Annotated in this window: 26 protein-coding genes; 9 read left to right on the top strand and 17 right to left on the bottom strand. The window is 55.3% G+C overall.

Annotated elements, in window-relative coordinates; translation table 11 throughout:
- On the top strand, positions 1 to 829 hold an 829-nt coding region (locus ACWB12_RS09995; RefSeq protein ID WP_479529936.1), incomplete at its 5' end, for a hypothetical protein.
- Positions 830 to 892: 63 nt separating this feature from the next.
- Here ACWB12_RS09995 and ACWB12_RS10000 read toward each other — a convergent pair.
- On the bottom strand, positions 893 to 1,066 hold the full coding sequence (locus tag ACWB12_RS10000) for a hypothetical protein (protein ID WP_479529937.1): 174 nt from the start codon (positions 1,064 to 1,066) through the stop codon (positions 893 to 895).
- A 207-nt stretch (positions 1,067 to 1,273) separates the two neighbouring features.
- On the opposite strand from ACWB12_RS10000, the gene ACWB12_RS10005 reads away from it, so the two are divergent.
- Complete coding sequence (locus ACWB12_RS10005; RefSeq protein ID WP_479529938.1) at positions 1,274 to 1,603, top strand: arsenate reductase family protein; 330 nt, start codon at positions 1,274 to 1,276, stop codon at positions 1,601 to 1,603.
- A 183-nt stretch (positions 1,604 to 1,786) separates the two neighbouring features.
- On the opposite strand, the gene ACWB12_RS10010 is transcribed toward ACWB12_RS10005, so the two are convergent.
- From ACWB12_RS10010 to ACWB12_RS10030, 5 genes are read right to left on the bottom strand one after another with little or no spacing between them, the layout of a single operon-like run.
- Positions 1,787 to 3,175 carry an aspartate aminotransferase family protein gene (locus ACWB12_RS10010; protein WP_479529939.1) on the bottom strand — a complete coding sequence of 463 codons (1,389 nt, stop codon included), beginning with the start codon at positions 3,173 to 3,175 and terminating at the stop codon, positions 1,787 to 1,789.
- Positions 3,176 to 3,216: 41 nt separating this feature from the next.
- Complete coding sequence (locus ACWB12_RS10015) at positions 3,217 to 4,314, bottom strand: ABC transporter ATP-binding protein (RefSeq protein WP_479529940.1); 1,098 nt, start codon at positions 4,312 to 4,314, stop codon at positions 3,217 to 3,219.
- Positions 4,311 to 5,159 (bottom strand): ABC transporter permease, encoded by an 849-nt coding sequence (locus tag ACWB12_RS10020; RefSeq protein WP_479529941.1) that lies wholly within the window; start codon positions 5,157 to 5,159, stop codon positions 4,311 to 4,313. Before ACWB12_RS10020 ends, ACWB12_RS10015 begins: the two co-directional genes overlap by 4 nt.
- A complete protein-coding gene (locus tag ACWB12_RS10025) occupies positions 5,152 to 6,072 on the bottom strand; it encodes an ABC transporter permease (protein ID WP_479529942.1) in 921 nt (306 codons plus the stop codon). Before ACWB12_RS10025 ends, ACWB12_RS10020 begins: the two co-directional genes overlap by 8 nt.
- A gap of 53 nt (positions 6,073 to 6,125) precedes the next feature.
- Positions 6,126 to 7,196 carry an ABC transporter substrate-binding protein gene (locus ACWB12_RS10030; protein ID WP_479529943.1) on the bottom strand — a complete coding sequence of 357 codons (1,071 nt, stop codon included), beginning with the start codon at positions 7,194 to 7,196 and terminating at the stop codon, positions 6,126 to 6,128.
- Positions 7,197 to 7,334: 138 nt separating this feature from the next.
- Here ACWB12_RS10030 and ACWB12_RS10035 point away from each other — a divergent pair, with 138 nt between their 5' ends.
- The 3 genes from ACWB12_RS10035 (at position 7,335) to ACWB12_RS10045 (ending at position 9,235) form a co-directional block, all read left to right on the top strand.
- Positions 7,335 to 8,009, top strand: coding sequence for a GntR family transcriptional regulator (locus ACWB12_RS10035; RefSeq protein ID WP_479529944.1), 675 nt, complete (start codon positions 7,335 to 7,337; stop codon positions 8,007 to 8,009).
- 75 nt (positions 8,010 to 8,084) lie between these two features.
- Positions 8,085 to 8,627, top strand: a complete 543-nt coding sequence (locus tag ACWB12_RS10040; protein WP_479529945.1) for a PhnA domain-containing protein — start codon at positions 8,085 to 8,087, stop codon at positions 8,625 to 8,627.
- Between the two features lie 41 nt (positions 8,628 to 8,668).
- Complete coding sequence (locus ACWB12_RS10045) at positions 8,669 to 9,235, top strand: CAP domain-containing protein (protein ID WP_479529946.1); 567 nt, start codon at positions 8,669 to 8,671, stop codon at positions 9,233 to 9,235.
- Positions 9,236 to 9,239: 4 nt separating this feature from the next.
- Here ACWB12_RS10045 and ACWB12_RS10050 read toward each other — a convergent pair whose 3' ends face one another.
- A complete protein-coding gene (locus ACWB12_RS10050) occupies positions 9,240 to 9,428 on the bottom strand; it encodes a D-aminoacyl-tRNA deacylase (RefSeq protein ID WP_479529947.1) in 189 nt (62 codons plus the stop codon).
- A 1-nt stretch (position 9,429) separates the two neighbouring features.
- Between ACWB12_RS10050 and ACWB12_RS10055 the strand changes: the two genes are divergently transcribed.
- Complete coding sequence (locus tag ACWB12_RS10055) at positions 9,430 to 9,927, top strand: CAP domain-containing protein (protein ID WP_479529948.1); 498 nt, start codon at positions 9,430 to 9,432, stop codon at positions 9,925 to 9,927.
- A gap of 5 nt (positions 9,928 to 9,932) precedes the next feature.
- On the opposite strand, the gene dtd is transcribed toward ACWB12_RS10055, so the two are convergent.
- The 10 genes from dtd to ACWB12_RS10105 all read right to left on the bottom strand — a co-directional run bounded on the left by dtd (position 9,933) and on the right by ACWB12_RS10105 (position 19,335).
- A complete protein-coding gene (gene dtd, locus ACWB12_RS10060; protein WP_479529949.1) occupies positions 9,933 to 10,370 on the bottom strand; it encodes a D-aminoacyl-tRNA deacylase in 438 nt (145 codons plus the stop codon).
- Entirely contained in the window at positions 10,367 to 11,281 is a 915-nt protein-coding gene (locus tag ACWB12_RS10065; RefSeq protein ID WP_479529950.1) for a carbohydrate kinase family protein, read from the bottom strand. The genes dtd and ACWB12_RS10065 overlap by 4 nt, the downstream gene beginning before the upstream one ends.
- A gap of 9 nt (positions 11,282 to 11,290) precedes the next feature.
- Complete coding sequence (locus ACWB12_RS10070) at positions 11,291 to 12,412, bottom strand: primosomal protein N' (replication factor Y) - superfamily II helicase (RefSeq protein WP_479529951.1); 1,122 nt, start codon at positions 12,410 to 12,412, stop codon at positions 11,291 to 11,293.
- Between the two features lie 5 nt (positions 12,413 to 12,417).
- Positions 12,418 to 13,554, bottom strand: coding sequence for an SPFH domain-containing protein (locus ACWB12_RS10075; protein ID WP_479529952.1), 1,137 nt, complete (start codon positions 13,552 to 13,554; stop codon positions 12,418 to 12,420).
- A 173-nt stretch (positions 13,555 to 13,727) separates the two neighbouring features.
- Positions 13,728 to 14,384, bottom strand: a complete 657-nt coding sequence (locus ACWB12_RS10080; protein WP_479529953.1) for a DUF6338 family protein — start codon at positions 14,382 to 14,384, stop codon at positions 13,728 to 13,730.
- Between the two features lie 62 nt (positions 14,385 to 14,446).
- Entirely contained in the window at positions 14,447 to 15,406 is a 960-nt protein-coding gene (locus ACWB12_RS10085; protein ID WP_479529954.1) for a DUF2927 domain-containing protein, read from the bottom strand.
- An 18-nt stretch (positions 15,407 to 15,424) separates the two neighbouring features.
- On the bottom strand, positions 15,425 to 16,618 hold the full coding sequence (locus ACWB12_RS10090) for a toxic anion resistance protein (protein WP_479529955.1): 1,194 nt from the start codon (positions 16,616 to 16,618) through the stop codon (positions 15,425 to 15,427).
- Positions 16,619 to 16,624: 6 nt separating this feature from the next.
- Positions 16,625 to 17,500, bottom strand: coding sequence for a 5-bromo-4-chloroindolyl phosphate hydrolysis family protein (locus ACWB12_RS10095; RefSeq protein WP_479529956.1), 876 nt, complete (start codon positions 17,498 to 17,500; stop codon positions 16,625 to 16,627).
- Between the two features lie 151 nt (positions 17,501 to 17,651).
- Positions 17,652 to 18,470 carry a TerC family protein gene (locus ACWB12_RS10100; protein ID WP_479529957.1) on the bottom strand — a complete coding sequence of 273 codons (819 nt, stop codon included), beginning with the start codon at positions 18,468 to 18,470 and terminating at the stop codon, positions 17,652 to 17,654.
- A 70-nt stretch (positions 18,471 to 18,540) separates the two neighbouring features.
- Positions 18,541 to 19,335 (bottom strand): pseudouridine synthase, encoded by a 795-nt coding sequence (locus ACWB12_RS10105; RefSeq protein ID WP_479529958.1) that lies wholly within the window; start codon positions 19,333 to 19,335, stop codon positions 18,541 to 18,543.
- A gap of 75 nt (positions 19,336 to 19,410) precedes the next feature.
- Between ACWB12_RS10105 and ACWB12_RS10110 the strand changes: the two genes are divergently transcribed.
- The 3 genes from ACWB12_RS10110 (at position 19,411) to gatA (ending at position 21,783) form a co-directional block, all read left to right on the top strand.
- Positions 19,411 to 19,866 carry a nucleoside deaminase gene (locus ACWB12_RS10110; protein ID WP_479529959.1) on the top strand — a complete coding sequence of 152 codons (456 nt, stop codon included), beginning with the start codon at positions 19,411 to 19,413 and terminating at the stop codon, positions 19,864 to 19,866.
- A 136-nt stretch (positions 19,867 to 20,002) separates the two neighbouring features.
- On the top strand, positions 20,003 to 20,290 hold the full coding sequence (gene gatC, locus ACWB12_RS10115) for an Asp-tRNA(Asn)/Glu-tRNA(Gln) amidotransferase subunit GatC (RefSeq protein ID WP_479529960.1): 288 nt from the start codon (positions 20,003 to 20,005) through the stop codon (positions 20,288 to 20,290).
- A gap of 5 nt (positions 20,291 to 20,295) precedes the next feature.
- The gene (gene gatA, locus ACWB12_RS10120) at positions 20,296 to 21,783 is read left to right on the top strand and encodes an Asp-tRNA(Asn)/Glu-tRNA(Gln) amidotransferase subunit GatA (protein ID WP_479529961.1); all 1,488 of its coding nucleotides are present in this window, start codon (positions 20,296 to 20,298) and stop codon (positions 21,781 to 21,783) included.
- Position 21,784: the final 1 nt, after the last annotated feature.

A 21,784-nucleotide genomic window follows, 5' to 3' on the forward strand; every position in this document is an offset into this window, starting at 1 on the left:
CAAGAAGGAAAACAAATCAGGTTCTGCAGGGATATTCATCAAAAACAGCGGCAACGTAAGGCTTGACTGCAATGCAATTTCAGGCTTCGAAACTGGTATAAAAATTGAAAATTCAACAGTAGAAATAAGTAACACCAAATTTCAAGATACTCAGGTGCCAATCCGTGCAACAAATAGTACCGTCCGAGTTGATAAGACAAGTTCGCAATTTTCGAACGATCAAGGTCACCCTGCTACAGCAAACACCTTTGGCTGGCAGCCATCCAAAGGTCCGCGCATACCATGCCATTGCCCAGCCTGTGACACCGTGTTTGCCTCCAAAACGATCACGGCCTTCAACTCCAATTTCTACATTGGACATGTAACCGAAACCTGCATCTTCTGTGGACATCTTGACGCTAATGTTGCCAGAGGGCTGTTTGAATTTGGAGAGGATGTGGTTCGGCTAATCGCGGGTAGCAAAGCTTCCGTGGAGCAATTGGTGAACCTCAAGGAAATGTTCGAGACAGCTTTTGGGGTGGGCGAGTTTTCGAAGGATGATGTGGTGGCTATTGAACGAGTAGTGCCTGGTCTTACAAAAAGGGTTATGTCCTATGCGGCTGGAGTTTTAATATTAATCGGCATAATCAACGGGCTGCTCGACATATTTGATCGGTTTCCCGAAATTCCCGATAGATTTTGGTCAAACGCCCGCGATCTTCATGAATTATATTTGGATGAATACATCTTTCAGGAGCCCCATAACGATAGCCCGGTAAAGAAGCAAATTCAAAAGTATGTTGAGCAAGTTTCAAGAGAACAAGCTAAGCTAAAAAACGGCGCGCCATAAGTCAGTTTTGGCAAGTATCATGATGTGGACCCCAAAACTCTTGTGCCATCAAATCGTGATCGTTTATTGCGGTTCCCCACAGGTCAAAACATCCATGATCGCCAACCGCTCTTGCCGGTTCATTTTCCCGATCCTTGCAGCCCAGCGGGTTTTCTTGCATTTGATGCGTTCGCGCTGGCGGTAACTGTCGCCAAGGTGGCTGTAATCATGCAGGGCGACAGGTGGCTTAAAATTCATCCACAAGCTTTCAGGCACCATGCCACGGCGTGTCTGGGCAATACGTCGCGCGGTTCTGCGACCAACCAACCTCTATTCTTTCCGCGTGATGCACGAATATTAATATTGGCACTCAGAATACGCCCAACCTTTGAGGTGGGATTGTTGAGCTTGCGCTAGAGCCCCCGATGGGGGAAATTGCAGGTCAGCGCCAAAGGAGATTGCGTCATGATTATCTACGGACTGAATACCTGTGCGATTTGCAAGAATGCCCGCGGGGCGCTGGAGGCAGCGGGCAAGGATGTCGGTTTCCGCGATGTTCGGGACCAGCCTTTGGACGAGGCAGAATTAGCTGTTTTGATTGCGGAGTTTGGGGATCGGCTGGTGGATCGAACGACGAATGACTGGCGGGGGTTGACCGATTGGCTGAAGCATTCAGAGCTGGAAGCGCAACTTGCCGCCAAACCCAAACTGATGGCCCGTCCAGTGATCAAGGATGGGGATGTGTATTATCTCGGATGGGATCAGGCTGTGCAGGAAGCCTTGCTTGCTGGTTGAACGATGTAAGGCAAGCATCAGGGCAACCCGGCTGGCAGGACAAGTCAGGCTCCGGCGGCATGGGGTTGGTCTGCAAACTGCCAACCACAGCGCAGCGGATGACGGCCAAACCAGCGCCCAGCCTGGACCGCACTGCACTAATCTATGCAGTGCGCCCCTATCTTATCTATCCAGCCGCAGTCATCAGGTCATCAGTCCGTCCTGTTTCAGACCGGCCAGTGTTTCGTCCAATGCGATGGATGCGCGTTCAACCAACTGGTCAATCTCGCCCTTGCTGATCACAATCGGCGGCGCGATGATCATCCGGTCGCCGACATGGCGCATGATCAGCCCGTTGGCAAAGCAACGGTCACGGCAACGCAGGCCCGCGGTGCCCTTATCGGCGGCAAAGGGTGCGCGGGCGGCCTTGTCAGGCGTCATGGCAAGGCTGGCCATCATTCCAACGCTGACCGCTTCGCCCACCAGCTCATGATCTGCCAATTGCGCCCATTTTTGCGCCAGATAGGGGCCGGTCACATCGCGCACCTGCTCCACAACATGTTCGTCTTCCAAAATGCGCAGGTTTTCCATTGCCACGGCACAGGCGACAGGGTGGCCCGAGTAGGTATAGCCGTGGTTGAAATCGCCGCCATTGGCGATCACGTCGGCCACCTCGTCCGTTAGCAGCGAGCCACCGATGGGAGCGTAGCCCGAGGACAGCCCCTTGGCGATGGTCATGATATCAGGACGGATGCCGTAAGTTTCCGAGCCAAACCAGTTGCCGGTCCGCCCAAAACCGCAGATCACCTCGTCGGCGATCAGCAGGATATCGTGGGCGTCGCAAATCCGCTGGATTTCGGGCCAGTAGGTGGACGGCGGGATGATCACACCGCCAGCGCCCTGAACAGGCTCCGCAATAAAGGCGGCAACCTTGTCTTCGCCCAGCTCGGCAATCTTGGCCTCAAGCTGGCGGGCGCGTTCCAGTCCAAAATCCTCGGGCGACATGTCGCCACCTTCGCCATACCAGAACGGTTGATCAATGAACGCAATGTCAGGGATCGGCAGGCCACCTTGGGCGTGCATGGCGCTCATCCCGCCAAGGCTCGCCCCGCCCATGGTAGACCCGTGATAGGCGTTATGGCGCGAGATGATCACCTTTTTGTCGGGCTTGCCTTTGGTGGCCCAATAGTGGCGCACAAGGCGGATGTTGGTGTCGTTGGCCTCGGACCCGCCCGAGGCGTAGAACACATGGTTCAAGTCACCCGGTGCCAGTTGCGCCAGCTTTGCCGACAGGGCAATCACCGGCGGGTGGGCGGTCTGAAAGAACGTGTTGTAATAGGGCAGTTGCAACATCTGCGCGTGGGCTGCATCGGCCAGCTCATTGCGGCCGTATCCGATGTTGGTGCACCACAGGCCAGCCATACCATCCAGCAGGTCAATGCCGTCGCTGTCACGCAAAAACACCCCCTTGGCGCTGGTGATTACGCGGGTGCCTTTGGCGGCCAGATCTGCATTGTCGGTGAACGGGTGAACGTGGTGTGCTGCATCCAGTTTTTGTAGGTCCGCGGTGGGCATATTGTGCAGTAGGGTCATTTTGATCTCGTTTGATTAAGGTGTCAGAATTCTTGTTCGGGTCAGGTCGCGTTGGCGGGCAGCAGCAGCATGTCTTCGGGCTGCCAATAGGCGCAAATCTCGCTGCCCATTTCCAATTCCATCAGCTTTTCGGCTTTTGCTTCGCTTGCCAGTGCGGTGATCGCGCCACCCCCTGGCAGTATGATCTCGACGATGGAACTGTCGCCCTGAAACGCGATATCGCCCAGTTGACCGTGAACGCAAGTGCCTTTGGGCGGGCGTTTTGCGCTGACCTTTACCCGCTCGGGGCGCACCGCCAAGGCAAGAGGCTCGCGGCTGCCGGGCAGGGCGGACGCGGGCAGGGTGACAGGGTCAAGGATTGCGGTTTGCAGGGTAACGTTATCGCCGGACTGGCTGTGGCTGGTCACATCAAACATGTTGATCCGGCCAATAAAGTCGGCGACGAATTGATCGCAAGGGTTCAGATACAGGTTTGTCGGACTGTCGAGTTGGCGCAGCTTGCCGTCCTTTAGAACCGCGATGCGGTCGGCCATTGCCATTGCTTCGGATTGGTCATGCGTCACCATGACAAAACTGACGCCAACGGTATCTTGCAGCTTCACCAATTCCAGCCGCATCGCGTCGCGCAATTTGGCGTCCAGCGCCGACAGCGGTTCATCCAGCAATAAAACGCGCGGCCGTTTCACCAACGCACGCGCCAGTGCGACCCGCTGGCGCTGCCCGCCTGACAATTGATCCGGCATCCGGTGGCTGAATTCTGCCAGATGCACCTGCTCCAGTGCCTCTTCCACCTTCGTCGCAATCTCGGCCTTTGGCAGGCGTTCCAGCTTTAGCCCGTAGGCCACATTCTGTGCCACGGTCATATGCGGAAACACGGCGTAGGACTGGAACACCATGTTCACGGGGCGTTTGTTGGCGGGCACATCGGTCATGTCCTGACCGCCAATGATCACATCGCCCTCGGTCGCGGTTTCCAGCCCTGCGATGATCCGCAACAGGGTGGATTTACCACAGCCCGACGGGCCTAGCAGGGCGAAAATCTCACCGGGGCGGATATCGAACGATATGTCCTCAAGCGCGGTAAAACTGCCAAACCGTTTGGTGACATTGCGCACGGAAATGATGGGTTGTTCGCTCATTTGTCGCCCTCTTCAAAACTTTGGAACCGCATGGCAAGTGCTGTGACAAGCAGCGTGATCAGGATCAGGATGGTGGATGCCGCGTTGATTTCCGGCGTCACCGAAAAGCGCACCATGGAATAGACTTTGACGGGGAAGGTCACGGTGTTTGGCCCCGAGGTGAAAAAGGTGATCACAAAGTCATCCAGCGACAGGGTGAAGGCTAGCAACGCGCCTGCAATCAGCCCCGGTTTCATATGCGGGATCAGGATATCGCGGAACACCTGAAATTCGGTCGCGCCAAGGTCTTTGGCGGCTTCTTCCATCTCGCGGTTGAAGTTGGATAGGCGGGTGCGGATGATCATCGCCGCGAACGGGAATGAAAAGGTGATATGGGCAAGGATAATGTTGGTTAGATTCAGCGGAAACGGTGATTCCGGCGGCACGTATAGGCCAAAGCTGGAGAAAAACACCGCAAGGCTGACCCCCATACAGATTTCAGGGATGACGATGGGCATCGCGACCATACCCTCGAACACCGGTTTGAACGGGAATCGAAAGCGCCATAATACCACGGCGGTCATTGCGCCCAGCAGCACGGCAAAAATAGTGGATATAAAGGCGATGGCCAGCGTGTTGGTGAAGGCTTCGATCAGGGAATCGTTATTGAACGCTTTGCCGTAATATTTGGTGGTGAAGCCCTTCCAGATCACATTGCCGCCACGGCGCGAGTTGTTAAAGGAAAACACGATCAGCACGATGATCGGCGCGTATAGGAAGATCGATGCCATCAAAAAGCTGATGCGCAGTGACAGCTTGCGCGAATATTCAAACGGGCCTGCGCGGTCGCGGCGTTTTTTAGCCATCTTTATTGCCCCCTTTACGCATGCTGGCAAAGGCTTGCACAGCCAGAATGATGAAGGTGATATAAAGCAGGAACAGTGACAGGGCTGATCCGAACGGCCAGTCATTGGCGGATTTGAACTGACGTTCAATCACATTGGCGATCATGTCGACTTGGCCACGGCCCAAAAGGTTCGGGATCAGGAAGGAACCCAGCATTGGAATGAAGGTGATGATGGCGGCGGTTGAAATACCGGCGATTGAAAGCGGTATTAGGATTGATCGAAACGTGCGCCATTGGCTGGCGCCCAGATCAAGGCTGGCCTCGAGCAGGTTACGATCCATCCGTTCCAGCGAGGAATAGATAGGCAGCACCGCGAACGGCAGATAGACGTAAACCAGCCCGATCATCACACCACTGGGGTTGCCCAGAAATTTAATAGGCTCAAATGCCTCGCCCAACAGGGCATAGCCCCCCAACCCGATCATCGCGAGCGCCCCGTCGCCAATGTTCCAGAACCATTCCAGCAGATCATTCAAACGCCCGCGCGTGCCAAGGATATTCAGCAACGCATAGGTGCGGATCAACAGGTTGGTCCAGAACGGCAGGATAATCACCAGCAACAGCCACGGTTTGGCCTTGGCCGATGCGGTGGCGATCACCATTGCCACGGGGTAGGCGATCATGATGCAGATTGCGGTGGAAATGACAGACAACCAAAGCGAGCGCCAGAACAGGCTGATGATTTCGGGTTCAAACAGGCGCTTGTAGTTGTCCAGCGTCCATGTGGTTTTAATTTCGGTTAGGGATATGTTTTCGCCAAAGCTGTAGACCCAGATGATCGCCAGAGGTACGAAAAAGAACAGCACCAGCCATCCGGCCGTCGGGCCGAAAAACGCCATGAAGACGCGCGTGTTTTTGCGAAAACTTTCCATTGGCCCCCAGAATGGCAACAGGGGCGCACAAGTGGCGCGCCCCTAGAGTTTGATTAACCCGCAGCCTTGATGCGTGTCCAAGCGGCATCAATTTTGGAGATCACTTCCTGACCGGGGTAGATCGAGACCTCGGATTTGGCGAGCGTTTCCTCGGACGGGAAGATGGCTGCATTTTCGTTATATTCCGGGCCAAGAAGCTTGCGCGCGGCGGCATTCGGCGTGGCGTAATAAACGTAATCGGCGTTGGCGGCGCCCACTTTGTCATCCAGCAAGAAATTGATCATGGCGTGGGCTGCTTCAGGGTTTGGCCCGCCCTTGGGAATGCACAGGTCATCTTCCCAGACCAGCCCGCCTTCTTTTGGCACGACATAACCGATGTCGTCATCCTCATCCATCGCTTGCAGGATGTCGCCGTTCCATTCCATCGCCAGATCGACTTCGCCAGCCAACAACAGGTCCTGACCGTTGTCAGGGGCGAATGCGGTGATACGTGATTTCTGGGCCAGAACCATTGCTTCTGCGGCGGCGATGTTTTCGTCGGTCCAGTCATTCAGCGATTTGCCCATCAGTTTCATCGCCATCTGCAATACGGTCGAGGCTTCGCCAAGAAACGCGATGGAGCTGGCGTATTCGTCAGATGTATAAATGTCGGCCCAGCTGTCAGGCACTTTGCTGACCTTGGAAATGCGATAGCCAATGCCGATGGTGCCCCAGAAATACGGCATGGTATATTTGCGACCTGGATCATGCGCCGGATTGGCAAAGCCTGGGTCAAGGTTTTTCATATTCGGGATTTTGGAATGGTCTAGTGGCACCAGCAGATCGGCGGTTAGAAACCGTTCGACAAAGTCGTTTGTCGGTACAATCAGATCATACCCCGGATTGCCGTTGCGCAGCTTGGCGAACAGCTCGTCATTGTCGGCAAACAGATCGTATTGCACATCAATGCCGGTTTCTTTGGTGAAATCCTCAATCGTGGTTTCGCCAATATAGGTGTCCCAGTTATAAAAGTTCAGTTTGCCACCAGCGGCAAACGCGCCTTTGGGCATGTTCAGGGTCAGGCCGACGGCGCCAGCGCCCGCTAGCATGGCCCGACGACTAATCGGCATCCGGTTCTTACGCATCTGTAGTTCTCCCGTTGGATCGGCTCTCGTCTTGCGAGCGCTCGTGTGTTATAACACGTTAACGCTAATATGGATGCGCGTTTTACTCAAGCGATTCGTTGAAATCTGTGGGCGACCACGAATTTAGATAGGGAAAAAATGTCGGTCGTCGGGAATTCTGGACAATACAAACCCAACACAAAAGCTGATGATTTGCAGCGCCGTTTGCGCCGGTCCCTGTTCGATGGCGGGTTTGAACCGGGGCAGGCGATTTCCATCCGCCGGATTGCCGAAGAACACGATATCAGCGTCATTCCGGCACGCGATGCCCTGCGCGGGTTGGTGGCCGAGGGTATACTGGTATTCAAAGACAGCCGCACCATTGTGGTGCCTGAACTGGACAAACAGCGCATCCGTGACATCAGGTTTGCGCGGGTCAGTCTGGAACGCGAACTGGCGTATCGTGCGTTTGCGAATTTCGATGCGGCAGATCTGGCGGTGCTTGGTGAAATCGACGCAAAACTCGATCGCGCGATCGAAACCAATGACACCCATGCCTATGTGCATGGCAACTACGCCTTTCATTTTCACATATACGAGCGGGCGAATTCGCCTGTGATCCTGCGTCTGGTTGAATCCCTTTGGCTGCAATACGCGCCCAGCATGCGTATGGTCTGCACTTTGTTCGGGGCCAGCGGGATCGCCCATGATTACCATCGCATGGCGTTATCGGCGCTGGCATGTGGTGACAGGGATAATTTTGCCGCCGCCATTGCATCGGACATCCGGCAGGGCATGGATTTTATTGCCGATGCCAACATCACCAAGCCGTAAGTGCCTTTCACCTGTTGACGCATGGCACAGTTTGTTCCAGACCGTGGCCAAATGCAAAAACGAAAAGGCAAACAAATGGCGGAACTTGCAAGCAATTGTGCCCTATGTGGCAGCGACACTGATCTGGCCGCGATTGGCGTGCCACCGCAGGATGACCAGACCGTAACCCTATGTGCCACCTGCCGCGCCGGCGTCGAGGGTGCCATTGTGGACGCCCCCCACTGGAAATGCCTGACTGATGCGATCTGGAGCACGGATGCGGCAGCACAGGTCATCGCCTACCGTTTACTGACCCGCCTGAATACCGAAGTCTGGGCGCGCGATTTACTGGATATCGCCTATCTGGAGCCGGAAAACCTGACATGGGCCGAGGCAGGGTTGGCGGCGGATGATGATGAAACCAATCTGATCCATCGGGATACAAACGGTGCGGTTCTAGCGGCGGGGGATACTGTGACGCTGATTAAGGATCTGAACGTCAAAGGTGCGGGGTTCACCGCCAAGCGGGGCACCGCGGTGCGTAATATATCGCTGGTGCAGGACAATGAGGGGCACATCGAGGGGCGTGTGAACGGCCAGCATATTGTGATTTTGACAGAGTTTGTAAAGAAATCCTGATTTTATCGACATCTATATACCTTTGTTTTATTTGATGTTTTTTGTCGTTTCGCCATTTTTATTATTTGTGCTATGCAGAAAGAATAAAATTTCAAGTAAGGGGAAACGCTATGAAATTATTACATCTCGGTGCTGTATTGATTGCTGTATGTTTCGCAATAGTCGGTTCTGGAGCGAACGCTGCACGGTGTGCTGTGCCGGCAAACGCTTCGGAAATGGCCGCTTTGGCGGGGCAGTTAATCAACAATGAGCGATCAAAAAGCGGGCGCAAATCCTTAGGCGTTAATTCGCGTCTACAGGCCGCCGCACAGGCACACGCTTGCGATATGTCTGTAAAGGGTTATTTTTCGCATCGGGGGCAAAACGGATCTAAACCAAAGCGTCGCGTGCAGCAGCAAGGGTGTCTTGCCGGTCTGGTCGCGGAAAATATCGCGGTTGGGCAGACCAGCCCGCAGGATTTGATGAACGGTTGGATGTCCTCGCCCGGGCACCGCAAGAATGTTCTGATGGGCCGTGGCGCAAACCAATATGGAATAGGCATTGCGAATGCTGGCAAGGCTTATACGCACGGTTATTTGTGGGTCTTGGTGGTTGCACGCGGCTGTTAGCCGTTCACATATCCATCCAGATCGTCACCGGCCCATCGTTGACCAGATGCACCGCCATATCCGCCCCAAAGCGGCCTGTGGCAGTTTTGGCCGCCCAATCTGGCACTGCAGTCAGGACGCAATATTCCCATAGAAATTTTAGAACAAGCTGGTTACAATCAGGTACCACTAATAAATACAGGCAATAATACATTATGAAAAAATATTATATGTTCGCCATAGTGATGGCGGCGACCATATTTCTTGCGGGCGCAAATGCAAATGCTGCAACTTGTGCACTTCCGGGAAATGCATCTGAAATCGCGGCAAAAGCGTTGCAACTGACAAACGATATTCGCGCACAAAACGGGCGAAAACCGCTTGCTTTCGATCCAAGATTACAAGCCGCAGCCCAAGCCCATGCTTGCGATATGGCGGTTCAAGGCTATTTTTCGCACAGAGGCAAGGATGGCTCCACCTCCAAGCGCCGGCTTAGTCGGCAGCGCTGCTACGGTGGTTTGGTTGCGGAAAATATTGCAGTTGGCCAAACGGATTCACTCGATACCGTTCAAAACTGGATGGAATCGCCTGGTCACCGCAAAATAATGTTGTTGGGACGTGGTGTGAAACACTACGGTCTTGGTGTTGCTCTTGCGGGTAATGCATATACCCACGGGTATGTCTGGGTCATGGTGGTTTCGCGGCGCTGTTAAGGCGCTCACATATCCATCCAGATCGTCACCGGCCCATCGTTGACCAGACGCACCGCCATATCCGCCCCAAAGCGGCCTGTGGCGGTGTTTATGCCGTGCCCGCGTATCTGATCGGCGAAATGCTCATATAGGGCACGGCCCTCGTCAGGGGAAGCGGCGGCGGAAAACCCGGGCCGGTTGCCACGTGAGGTATCAGCGGCCAATGTAAATTGGCTGACCACCAGCGCCGCCCCGCCAATGTCCAGCACCGAGCGGTTCATCTTGCCATCCCCATCGGGAAAAATGCGCAGCTTGCTGATTTTCGCAGCCAAAGCGTCGGCGTTTGCCGTGGTATCGCCTTGCATGGCGCAGACCAATATCAACAGACCCGCACCGATTTCGCCAATCATCTCGCCGTCTATCGTAACCGACGTTTTGCTCACGCGCTGGATCAGTGCCCTCATGCCAGTTCCTTGGCCCATGGCGGGTTAGCGCCGCTGCGTGATACCGTAATGGCTGCTCCACGGGTGGCGTGGGTCAGGGCGGTGGTTAGCGCGGCTTCACTGATGGTGTCCAGTGCCGTTTTTGTCAGCATATCCAGCTGATGCAACGCCGCCAATATCCCTGCGTTAAACGTATCACCAGCCCCAACGGTATCGACCACATCAGCCTTTGTTGCGGGCACAAATACCTTGTGATTGGAGGTGTAGGCCGTAGCCCCTTTTGCGCCTTCGGTGATCAGAACAAGCCTTGCGCCAGCGCCAAGGAACCCATGCGCCAATTCGGCCAAATCACCTGCGCCGCGCAGCCAATGCAGATCCTCATCCGACAGTTTGATAATATCGGCCAGCGCCAGCACCCGTTCAATGCGGGCGCGATAAGTGGTTTCATCGGTGATAAAATCGGCGCGAATATTCGGGTCAATCATGGTGATGCGGGCAGGGGCCTCGCGGGTCATCAAGGCCTCGTATGCGGTGGCGCAGGGTTCGGCCACCAATGAAATACCGCCAAAAAACAACGCTTGAACCGTGTCGGGCAGGGCGGGGGTATCGCCCGTGTCCAGCATTCGTCCGGCGGTGCCCTCATCGTAAAAGGCGTATTGCGCTTGCCCGTCCACCAGCCGCACAAAGGCCAATGTGCATGGCCGATTGCTGGTGATGGCAAAACGGCTGTCCACGCCACTGGCCTGCAAACTATCGCGCAGCATATCGCCAAAGAAATCCGACGATAACCCGCTGAAAAACCCGACAGGCGCGCCAAGCCGCCCCAAGGCGATCGCGGTGTTGAAAACCGCACCGCCAGTCACGGGGGTAAATCCGCCATCATTGGGCAGCATATCGATCAGGGATTCGCCGCAACACAGGATTTTCGGCATGATGTATCCTTACTGGTTGCTGGCAATTAAATAGCCGATGACACCTGCGATGATGGCAACGGTTATCACCGCAAATGTGATTTTCCACGCTGAATAGGGCCGTTGTCCCTGCACCATTCCCGTGCGCCCGTTGACCACAAACCGAAAGGTTTTACCGCGGTATATATAGGCCGCCAGCCACACCGGCAGCAGGATATGTTTGAAGGTCACGTCGCTGATGGCGGTGTCGATGTTGCTGATCCTTTGGCGATCACCGCCAATGTCGAATTTCACGTCGCGCTGGATCATCCGGTCCATAACGGCGCGGGCCTCCTGATAGCCATCGGCCAGCTCAACGGTGTATCCTTCGGCGCGAAATCCGGCCAGATATTCGGGGCGATAGGGTTCAAGTTCGGATAAATCCCACGGGCCAAGGGCGTCGGTGAACCGTTTGGGCAAGGATTTCGAGGCCAACACAAGCACATCGTCAAAAAAACGCGCCACACGGCCGGAGACCGAACGCCAGCGGATTTTTTGCACCCGTTGTTGCACCCGTTTGCCATCCCGCGTTACGGTGCGGGTTTCGTAATACACCGTGCCGCGTTGGCCGGAATAGCGGCTTTTGGTGTCGGCGTCATAGGTCCAGTAGGGCACATAAATACCCTGCAACTTCCGTCCCTTACGCGCGTATTGCTTTACACCGTTCGGGGCAAACCACAGGCTGCCCAGCCAATTGCCAAGTGCCTTGCGTGATGACCGTTCATCTAGTGCGAAGGGCAAAACGGCTTTGGGTTTGATCTGTCTTTGGCTGCCGGTATCAGCCACTACTGGGGTGGCGCAAAACGGGCATTCGGAAGCATGGATGGCGGGATCAAATTCAAACCGTGCCCCGCAGTTCGGGCATTGCACAACGCGGGTTTCCTCGATCTCGACATCGGGCAGGCGGGCATCCAGTGCGGCGCTAAAGTCCAGCTCGCGGATCGGGTGATGATGGCTTCCGTCGCCCTCAATTGATTGCTCGTTACCACAAAAGTCGCAAACCAGCATACCCTTTTCGGGGGCAAACCGCAGATCGGCACCGCATTGGTCACAGGGGAAGCGATGTTCTCCGGTGACTGTGGGCACCTGATAGGGATCGGGCGCATTGGCCATCGGTTTTACGTCCCCGGCGGTGGGGGTGGCATGATCGTGAACAGCGTGGCCAACTCGTCAATGTCCTCGGCGGTTTTCCAGCCGTCTTGACCTGCCGCCCAAACGAATGTTTCGCGGGTTAATGATCCGTCCATCAGCATCCGGCCCATATCGGCGCGTGAATACGGCCCCTTGGTCTGGGTGCCATCGGCAACATGCCAGACTTTTTCGACGCTTGGTGCTGGAGGCGGCGGCGGAGCGGTGGCTGCCGGTTGCGGGGCAGCGCCCCAAGGGCCGGTTTGCGTGGCCATTTGGTTTTGCATTGTTTGGGCCATCGCCATGCCCATCCCCATGCCTAGGCCAGCCCCCATACCGCCCCCACCATTCGGGTTGCGCGCAGCGGCGGTCATGGCTTCGGCAGCGGAATACTGGGTGAAACGACCCAGATCACCGGCCATTCCCATGGATGTGCGTTTGTCTAATGCCTCTTCTACTGCGGGCGGCAGCGAGATGTTTTCGATGTAAAGTTCCGGCATCGTTAGCCCGTATTGCTCTAGGGTGCCGGATATCTGGGTAGCAACCAATTTTCCCAAATCGGACGTATTGGCGGCCATATCCAGCACCGGAATACCGCTGCTGGCAATCACGCGGGAGAATTCCTGCACGATGATGTTGCGGATCTGGTAGCTGATTTCATCCATGGTGAATTCACCATCGGTGCCGACGATTTCTGTCAGGAATCGGGCTGGGTCCGTCACCTTGATCGTATAGGTGCCATAGGCGCGGATGCGCACCGGTCCGAATTCGGGATCGCGGCAGATGATCGGGTTCTTGGTGCCCCATTTCAGGTTGGAAAAACGCGTGGTGTTGACATAGTAGATTTCCGATTTGAACGGCGATTTGAAGCCGTGATCCCAGTGTTGCAGGGTTGTCAGGATCGGCATGTTGTTGGTTTCCAGCATATACAGGCCGGGGGTGAACACATCGGCCATCTGGCCCTCGTGGATAAACACAGCGGCTTGCCCCTCGCGCACGGTCAGTTTGGCACCGTATTTGATCTCGTGGTCTTCGCGCTCGAACCGCCAGACCATTGTGTCGCGACTGTCGTCGACCCAGTGGATCACGTCGATAAATTCGCCGGTTAGAAAATCAAGAATACCCATTTATTTAGCCCTGTTATTTTGAAGGTTTTTGCACTGCCGAAGGCGTGTTTGGTAATTTTGGAGGAGTCGTTTGTGGTGATGACGTGGGTTTTCCCGTTGCCTGATAGCCTCGCTGGCTAGTTGCAGGGCGTGGTTTGGCTTGATAACCATCAATCAATAGTGTTCGTTCCGATTTAGGCATTCGTTTCTCCTTTTTGGACATCATCATTTGTAAGTTGATCCAGAAACTCGACTGAGCGGACATCATTCAGGCTTAACAAAGCGGACCTGCTTGGATTGGTTTCGATCCATTGATCACCCTTATCTACCATATATAGGCGTTCTAAATATAAATCGCTACGGTTTGGATCACTTGCAGCCAAAGATTCTTGACCAAAATAGCCGCGAACCACTGTTCCATCCTCGAATGTTACGATCACAAAACAAGGCTCTCGATCATGTCCGAAAGCAAAGTCATGCGCCCTCTGAATGGGGTTGACAATTGGCATAGAAAGTCGCCGTAGAATGGAATTTTTCCATCCTTTCGATAGATTGATGCCGATAATCAAGCCCCAGATCAGTGGCAGAAATACAACTTCTAAATAGAATGGCAACCGCGCCCACATCCATTGATAATACTGAGATGGAATGATCCAAACAAAAATTTGGCTTAGGCTTTGAAAAATTAGCTGATTGATAAGACTTAAAATAACGGCTTCGGCGACAACTTGCGTAGCTTTGGGGCGCTCACCTACCACATAAAGTGATCTGATTATGATAACGATGTAACCAGCGAGGAAAAACTTTGCAACAAAATCAAATGCTTCCGGCTTTAGCAGGTCACTGATCATGGCAATTCCCTATCTGTGGAAAACCTAGAACACCCATGTTTGTGTTCCTTTTAATACAGAGGTCATGTTGCGCCCCCCAATAATTCATCAACGATTGTCTCGACGATTGGCCGTGCTTCGCGCGGGGTCATACCGGCGTGCAGGCGGCGATCATAGAGTATTCGCAATAACAGCTCGTCATGTCGTGTTAGCAGGCCGAATTCCTCGTCGTCGTTGAATATTGAGGGGCGGGCGTTGGGGCTGTCATTGGCAAGGCCAAGCCCCTGCGCCAGTTCTTCGTGGATACACGACAGGCGCAAAAGATCGGGGTGTTCGCCGCGAATGACGGCAATCGCTTTGGCGTATGTCGATGTTTTTGTGTCGTTGGAGAAAGCAAAGACCAGACATAGGGTTGATCGGGGCATATCTGTTACGGCGCGCACAGAAATATCGCCAATGCCCGGTGCCAGTTTTCGCAATCTGGGTGCGGCCGCACGGCGTTCGTCTTCGTTCAGGATCAACACATTGTAGTTGGCCAGCCCGTTGGTCAGCCGGATAGGAACGCCGGTAATACGTGACAGCCGTTTGACATAAGCGCCAATTTTGGCACGGTCCTTGGTGCGTTGGGCCAAGGGGACGGACGGGCCAAATTCGATCTTCATCCGGATCGGTTGTTCCCACCGGCGCAAGCGACTTTCGGTTGCTTTAGCCACCAGCCGCCCGTTCGTGGTGGTGTATTCGTCAAACAGGGCAACGCGGATAAAATTATCCACCAGATTGCGTTTGGAAAACGGAACGTCTGGCCCGCCACCATCAACCCGCAACAACCCTTGCACCAACAGATCGGCCTGCAATCGGGATAGATGATCCGACATTTTGCGGCTGACTTCGGATTGCGGGGCCGCCACGGGTTTGGGGGGCGTGGGCCGTGCGATAGGGGGGGGAGGCACTGGCGAGGGTGTTGGCGGCGGTGCTTCGCACCCGGCCAGTGTGATCACAATGGTCGACACAAGTGCCATCAATCGTTTGCGCATATTCGCCATTACCTACTGATCCTGCCCTTATTCGTCTGACAACGCGCCACCAGCGGTGTCACCCACCTTGTCGCCACGGGCCTTGGCCGAGGCAAGCGTGGTTTTCAACTCGGCCTCCATCTGCTTCAGTTCGACTTCGGCAGCGGCGCGTTTGGCCTTGCCCGCGTCCGCGATGCGCAAGCTGTCCTCGATCGTGGCAATCAGTTCGGCGTTGGCGGTTTTCACCGCTTCGATGTCAAACACACCGCGCTCCATTTCCTCGCGCACGGTTTTGTTGGCGGTGCGCAGGTTCTTGGCGTTGGCAGTCAACAGTTCGTTGGTCAGATCATTGGCGGCCCGCACGGCACCTGCGGCCTCGGCTGAACGCTGGATCGTCACGGCCTGGGCCAGTTGGGTTTCCCACAGCGGCACGGTGTTGACCAAGGTCGAATTGATCTTGGCGACCAGAGATTTGTCGTTTTCCTGCACCAGCCGGATTGAAGGCAGCGATTGCATTGTGACCTGACGGGTCAGTTTCAGATCGTGCACGCGGCGTTCCAGATCATCCCGTGCGGCCCGCAGATCGCGCAGTTCTTGGGCTTGCATAACCTGTTTGCCTTCGGGCGCCTTGTCGACTTTGGCGGCCTTGGCGGGAATGGTTTTCTCATCCAGTTGCTTTAGTTTTTCTTCGCCCGCAGCAATATACAGCGCCAGTTCGTCATAGAAATCCAGCGTCTTTTCATAAAGCACATCCAGCGATTTGATGTCTTTCAACAGCTTGTGTTCATGGCCCAACAGATCATTGGTGACCATATCCAGCTGGCCCTGAACCTTTTCAAACCGCGACAGGAATTTGGCAAAGGGTGCGGTGCGCCCCAGCAGCTTTTCCCACCATGAAAGTTTGCGCCTAACGTCCAGTTCAGACACGGAAAACCCGCGAATGGTGGTGACCATATTGCGCAAACTATCGCCAGCAGGCCCGACATCCTTATTGCGTACATCCACCAGCATAGCTTGTGAAATCTCGCGCAGTTCTTCCTGTGCGGCGGACCCGAACGCGATGATCGAATTGGTGTTGCCCATGTCGATCTCGGCCATGCGTTTCTTGATTTCAGCCGCCACAGGTTTTGGTGCTTCTTTTAGCGGCACGATTTCGGCCACAGGCTCGGGCAGGACCACGGCCGTGACCTCTTCGATCACTTTAAGCGACTGTTCGGCCTTTTGGCGGGTTGTCTCGGTCATCGTTACTTAACTCCTTAAGTGTATACCATCGCGCTGCAAGCGTTCGCGCAGCACTTCTATTTCAATATCCAGGTCGCTGCGGTCATCCAATAGCAGCTTTTCGGTTCGGGCGGCAAAGTTATCCTCAAGATCAGTCAACAGTGCCTCGTAATCATCGCGCACCTTTTTGTCTTTGGTGCGGGCGTAAAGATCGGCGAATTTCACCGTCGCATCACGCGCTCCCAGCAAATAGACGCTTAGATATTTGCGGGCCGCAGTCAGGTCGCGCGGGTCTTCCTCGACTGTGCGAAACATGTCGCGCACGGTGGTCTGGAACTGCGCGACGCGGCCCTCGATCTTGCGATCACCAGCCCGCACAATGGCGTCTGACATGGCGGCCAGATGCTTCTCGGCCTCATCCACCACACGGGCAACGCGCTCGGTCTGGAAGGTGTCGATTCCCTCCATCCCCTTGCCGCGCATCGGGTCGGGACCAAAGGCAAAGCCGTGTAAAACCACGCCGAGAAACCCGAATATCAGTGAATTGAACAATCCACCGGCAGCGTAACCTGCAATAAACAGCCCGATCCCCGTCAGGACGGACCCGAATATTTTGCGCGGGATGGCAGGGCGGCGCGCCACACGCCGTGCGTCATATGCCCTGTGTGCCTTGACCCCGTCGCGGGTTAGCCAAGCGGCCAAGATCAGCACACCAAAGGCCAGCAAGGTTATGGCCATGCCTTCGGGGTTTTTGAAAAAGGCGCGAAATATCAACGGCAGGGGGGCAAAAAACAGGACATTGGTCCGCCAAACCGCGCCAACACTTGCCGGAATGTTTTCGGGCTTACCGCCGCGATCAGTGCTGCCATCGGGGCTAAATTTTCCACCAAACCGCTTTGCCACTATACGCCACCGAACATCGAGACGTAAAAGATCAGCCCGACCAGCAATGTAAACGACAGTTTTTGAAGCCCGCTTCCAGACATAAATCCCCCCTAGTATTTTGACATCTATAGGCTATTTGCAGCCGCCATACCAGCCTAACCAAACGTCGCTAGTCTTTGTAATCCACCTTGCGTTCGGTATCCAGTTTCTTGGCATATCCTGACTGGATCACCTCGACCATCACCAACACCACAATCGAGAAATAGAACGTGGTTTTCGACATTGGCAGCAGCGCCTGACCAAAGATTTTGATCTGCAAACTGTCGTCATGCATTGCATGTGCCGCAGCAGGGCCGGCCTCGCCCAGCAAAACAACCCCAACAATCAGCAGGATGAACAGGCCCAGAACCTCGTACATGCGGTTCTTTTCCAGAAAAACGGCGACAGTATCGGCCAGCGCCAGCATGGCGATGCCCGAAATCACGATGGCCGTGGCCAGTACTGCGAATACTTTGGTGATCGCCAGGGCCGACAAAACGGAATCAAAGCTGAAGATTAGGTTCATGAACACGATCAGCAGCACCACTTGCGTGGCTGATTTGGCGTTTTTGTCACCCATACTAGTGCCCAGATGTTCAACCGACAGCATATGGGTGATCTCCTTGAACGCCGTATACATAATGAACACGCCGCCGACGATAAATACTGAGGTGGCAAAGTTGACGCCACCTTCGATGATGCCGGGATAGTCAAAAACATAGAATGGCTCGGACATCGCGGCGATCAGTTTGATCATCACAAACAGCAGCACGACCCGCAGCGCGACGGCAATGATGATGCCCCAGAACCGCACTGATTTTTGCGTATCGAGGGGGGCGCGTTTGCTCTCGATGCTGATATACAGCAGGTTATCGAACCCCAGCACGGCCTGAAGAAAAATCAGCACCATCAGGTTACCAGCGTTTTCAATTGTAAAAAGATCAGTCATGTCGGGCGCCTTTAGCTACATAAATACGGTTAACGATACATACCGGCATGGGGTGGCTTTGCAAACGGCCTTATTTGCGCCGCCGCTTTGGCTTTGGTTTGGGTTTCTGACTTGGACCCGCCTTCATCCCCAGTTGGTCGCGCAACACGCGTTGCTTGATTTCCTCAACCTCGCCCGCCTTTACCTCGCCCAGCCGGAACGGACCATAGCTTACGCGGATCAATCGGTTCACTTTCAGGCCAACCTCGCCTAACGCCCGCCTGATCTCGCGGTTCTTGCCCTCGCGCAAGGAAACCGTCAGCCACGCATTCGCCCCTTGTTGGCGGTCAATGATCACATCAAAGGGCTGAAACCGCTCTCCATCCACGGTCACCCCCTTGCGCAATGGCTCTAGCGCCTTGTCATTCGGGCGGCCGTTCACCCGCACGCGGTATTTGCGCATCCAGCCGGTGGCGGGCAACTCCAGCTTGCGTTTCACGCCACCATCGTTGGTCAGCAGCAATAAGCCTTCTGAATTGATATCGAGCCGCCCAACGCTGACCACACGGGGCAAATCCTTGGGCAGGTTGGCAAACACTGTATCGCGGCCCTTCTCGTCGCGCTCTGTCGTCACCAAACCGATCGGCTTGTGGTACAGCCACAGCCGTGCCACTTCCGGCTCGCCCACTTCCGCGCCATCGACCACAATTTTGTCGGCAGGGGTGACATTCAGGGCAGGGCTGTCAATCAGCTTGCCATTGACGCTAACACGGCCCGCCGCAATCATCCGCTCGGCCTCGCGCCGCGATGCAAGCCCCGCGCGGGCCATCACTTTGGCGATACGTTCGCCAGTTTTCGGGGCGACTTTTGGTGTTTCATTTTCCATGCCCTGCCTTAACGCGCACATCCGAAAATGAAAAGCAGCTTGGCAAAATCGGCAACACAGGGCAAACCTGCCCCCATGAGTGAATTCACCAGCCATATGGACGCCGCCCTTGATGAGGCTTGCGCAGCCGGATCGCGCGGCGAAGTCCCCGTGGGCGCGGTGATCATGGCCCCAGATGGTGAAATCATCGCCCGTGCCGGCAACCGTACCCGCGAGTTGAGTGACCCGACCGCGCATGCCGAAATCCTCGCCATCCGCGCCGCCTGCGCCGCCATTGGTTCGGAACGTCTGGCAGGATACGACCTTTACGTGACGTTGGAACCTTGCCCGATGTGCGCAATGGCTATCTCTGCCGCCCGCATCAATCGCCTCTACTACGGCGCGTCTGATCCAAAATCCGGTGGCATCGCCCAAGGCCCGCGCATTTTCACTCATCCGCAAGCGCACCACGTGCCGGAAATATACGATGGCATCAACGCCACTGAATCCGAGGCGCTGCTCAAATCCTTCTTCCAAAAGCGTCGCCCCTGATCATTTTTGTTCCCTAAATATCCCCGCCGGAGGCTTCAACACTGCTATAAAATCCAGCGATGTGATCAACCACAGCCTTGCGACCCGCGCCGCACACCGCTAAAGCAATTCCAAACAGATAAACCGGAGACGACAGATGTCGATAGACAAGGAAACCGCCGCCCGCGTGGCGCATCTGGCCCGTATCAGGGTCGCGGACGATGCGCTGCCAGCTCTTGCCGAGGAATTCAACGCCATCCTTGGCTTTATCGAGCAGTTGAACGAAGTCGATGTTGATGGTGTCGAACCAATGACATCCGTCACACCCGCCCGCCTGAAACGCCGCGACGATGTGGTGACAGACGGTTATCAGCAGGAAAAAATCCTGGCCAATGCGCCGGACGCCCGCGAAGGGTTCTTTGCCGTGCCCAAAGTGGTGGAGTAGCCGATATGACCGATCTGAACACCCTGACCATTGCGGAGGCCCGCGACCGCCTAAAGGCGGGCGATATCACCGCGCTGGAACTGACCGAAAGCTGCCTGACGGCGATTGAGGGCGCAAACGCTCTGAATGCCTTCGTTCATAACACCCCTGAAATATCCCGTGATCAGGCCATAGCCGCCGATGCGCGGCTTAAATCCGGTGATGCCCCCGCAATGTGTGGCATTCCGCTGGGCATCAAGGATCTGTTCTGCACCAAAGGCGTTTTATCACAAGCAGGGTCCGCCATTCTGGAAGGCTTCAAACCGGAATATGAAAGCACGATCACCCAGCAACTTTGGGATTCCGGTGCTGTCATGCTGGGCAAACTGAACATGGACGAGTTCGCTATGGGCTCATCGAACGAAACCTCGACCTATGGCGATGTGGTCAACCCGTGGCGCCGTGGCAATGATGACTCAAAGCTGACACCGGGTGGGTCCTCCGGTGGCTCTGCCGCTGCCGTGGCCGCTGATTTGTGCCTTGGCGCAACGGGCACCGATACCGGTGGATCGATCCGTCAGCCCGCCGCATTTGTCGGCATTACAGGCATTAAACCGACCTATGGACGCTGTTCGCGCTGGGGGGTGGTGGCGTTTGCCTCGTCCCTGGATCAGGCTGGCCCGATGACGAAATCCGTGCGCGATGCGGCGATCATGCTTGAGGCGATGGCAGGCCATGACGCCAAGGATTCGACCAGCGCCGATCTGGCGGTGCCTAATTTTGAAGCTGCACTAACAGGCGACATCAAAGGTAAAAAGATAGGGATTCCAAAGGAATACCGCATGGACGGCATGCCGGACGAGATTGAAAAACTCTGGGCTGATGGCACCGCCATGCTGAAAGACGCAGGGGCCGAGATTGTCGATATCACCCTGCCGCATACCAAATACGCGCTGCCTGCCTATTATGTGATTGCGCCCGCCGAGGCGTCCAGCAACCTCGCCTGTTATGACGGCGTGCGTTACGGCCATCGTGCCAAACTGGCGGCAGGGGATGGCATTGACGATATGTACGAAAAAACCCGCGCTGAAGGCTTTGGCCACGAGGTGCAGCGCCGTGTGATGGTTGGCACTTATGTGCTATCGGCAGGGTTCTATGATGCCTACTATAACCGTGCGCGCAAGGTGCGCACCCTGATCAAGCGCGACTTTGAACAAGTGTTCGAGGCGGGCATTAACGCGATCCTGACACCGGCCACACCATCGGCTGCGTTCGGTCTGGGTGAAATGGCCGATGCCGATCCGGTGCAGATGTATTTGAACGATGTGTTCACCGTCACGGTGAACCTTGCCGGTCTACCCGGCATCTCGGTTCCGGCAGGGCTGGACAAACAGGGCTTGCCCTTGGGGCTGCAACTGATTGGTCGCCCGTGGGAAGAAGGCGATTTGCTGAATGTTGCCTATGCGCTTGAGCGTGCTGCCGGTTTTGTTTCCAAACCGTTAAAATGGTGGTAGT

Source organism: Profundibacter sp., from assembly GCF_056498605.1.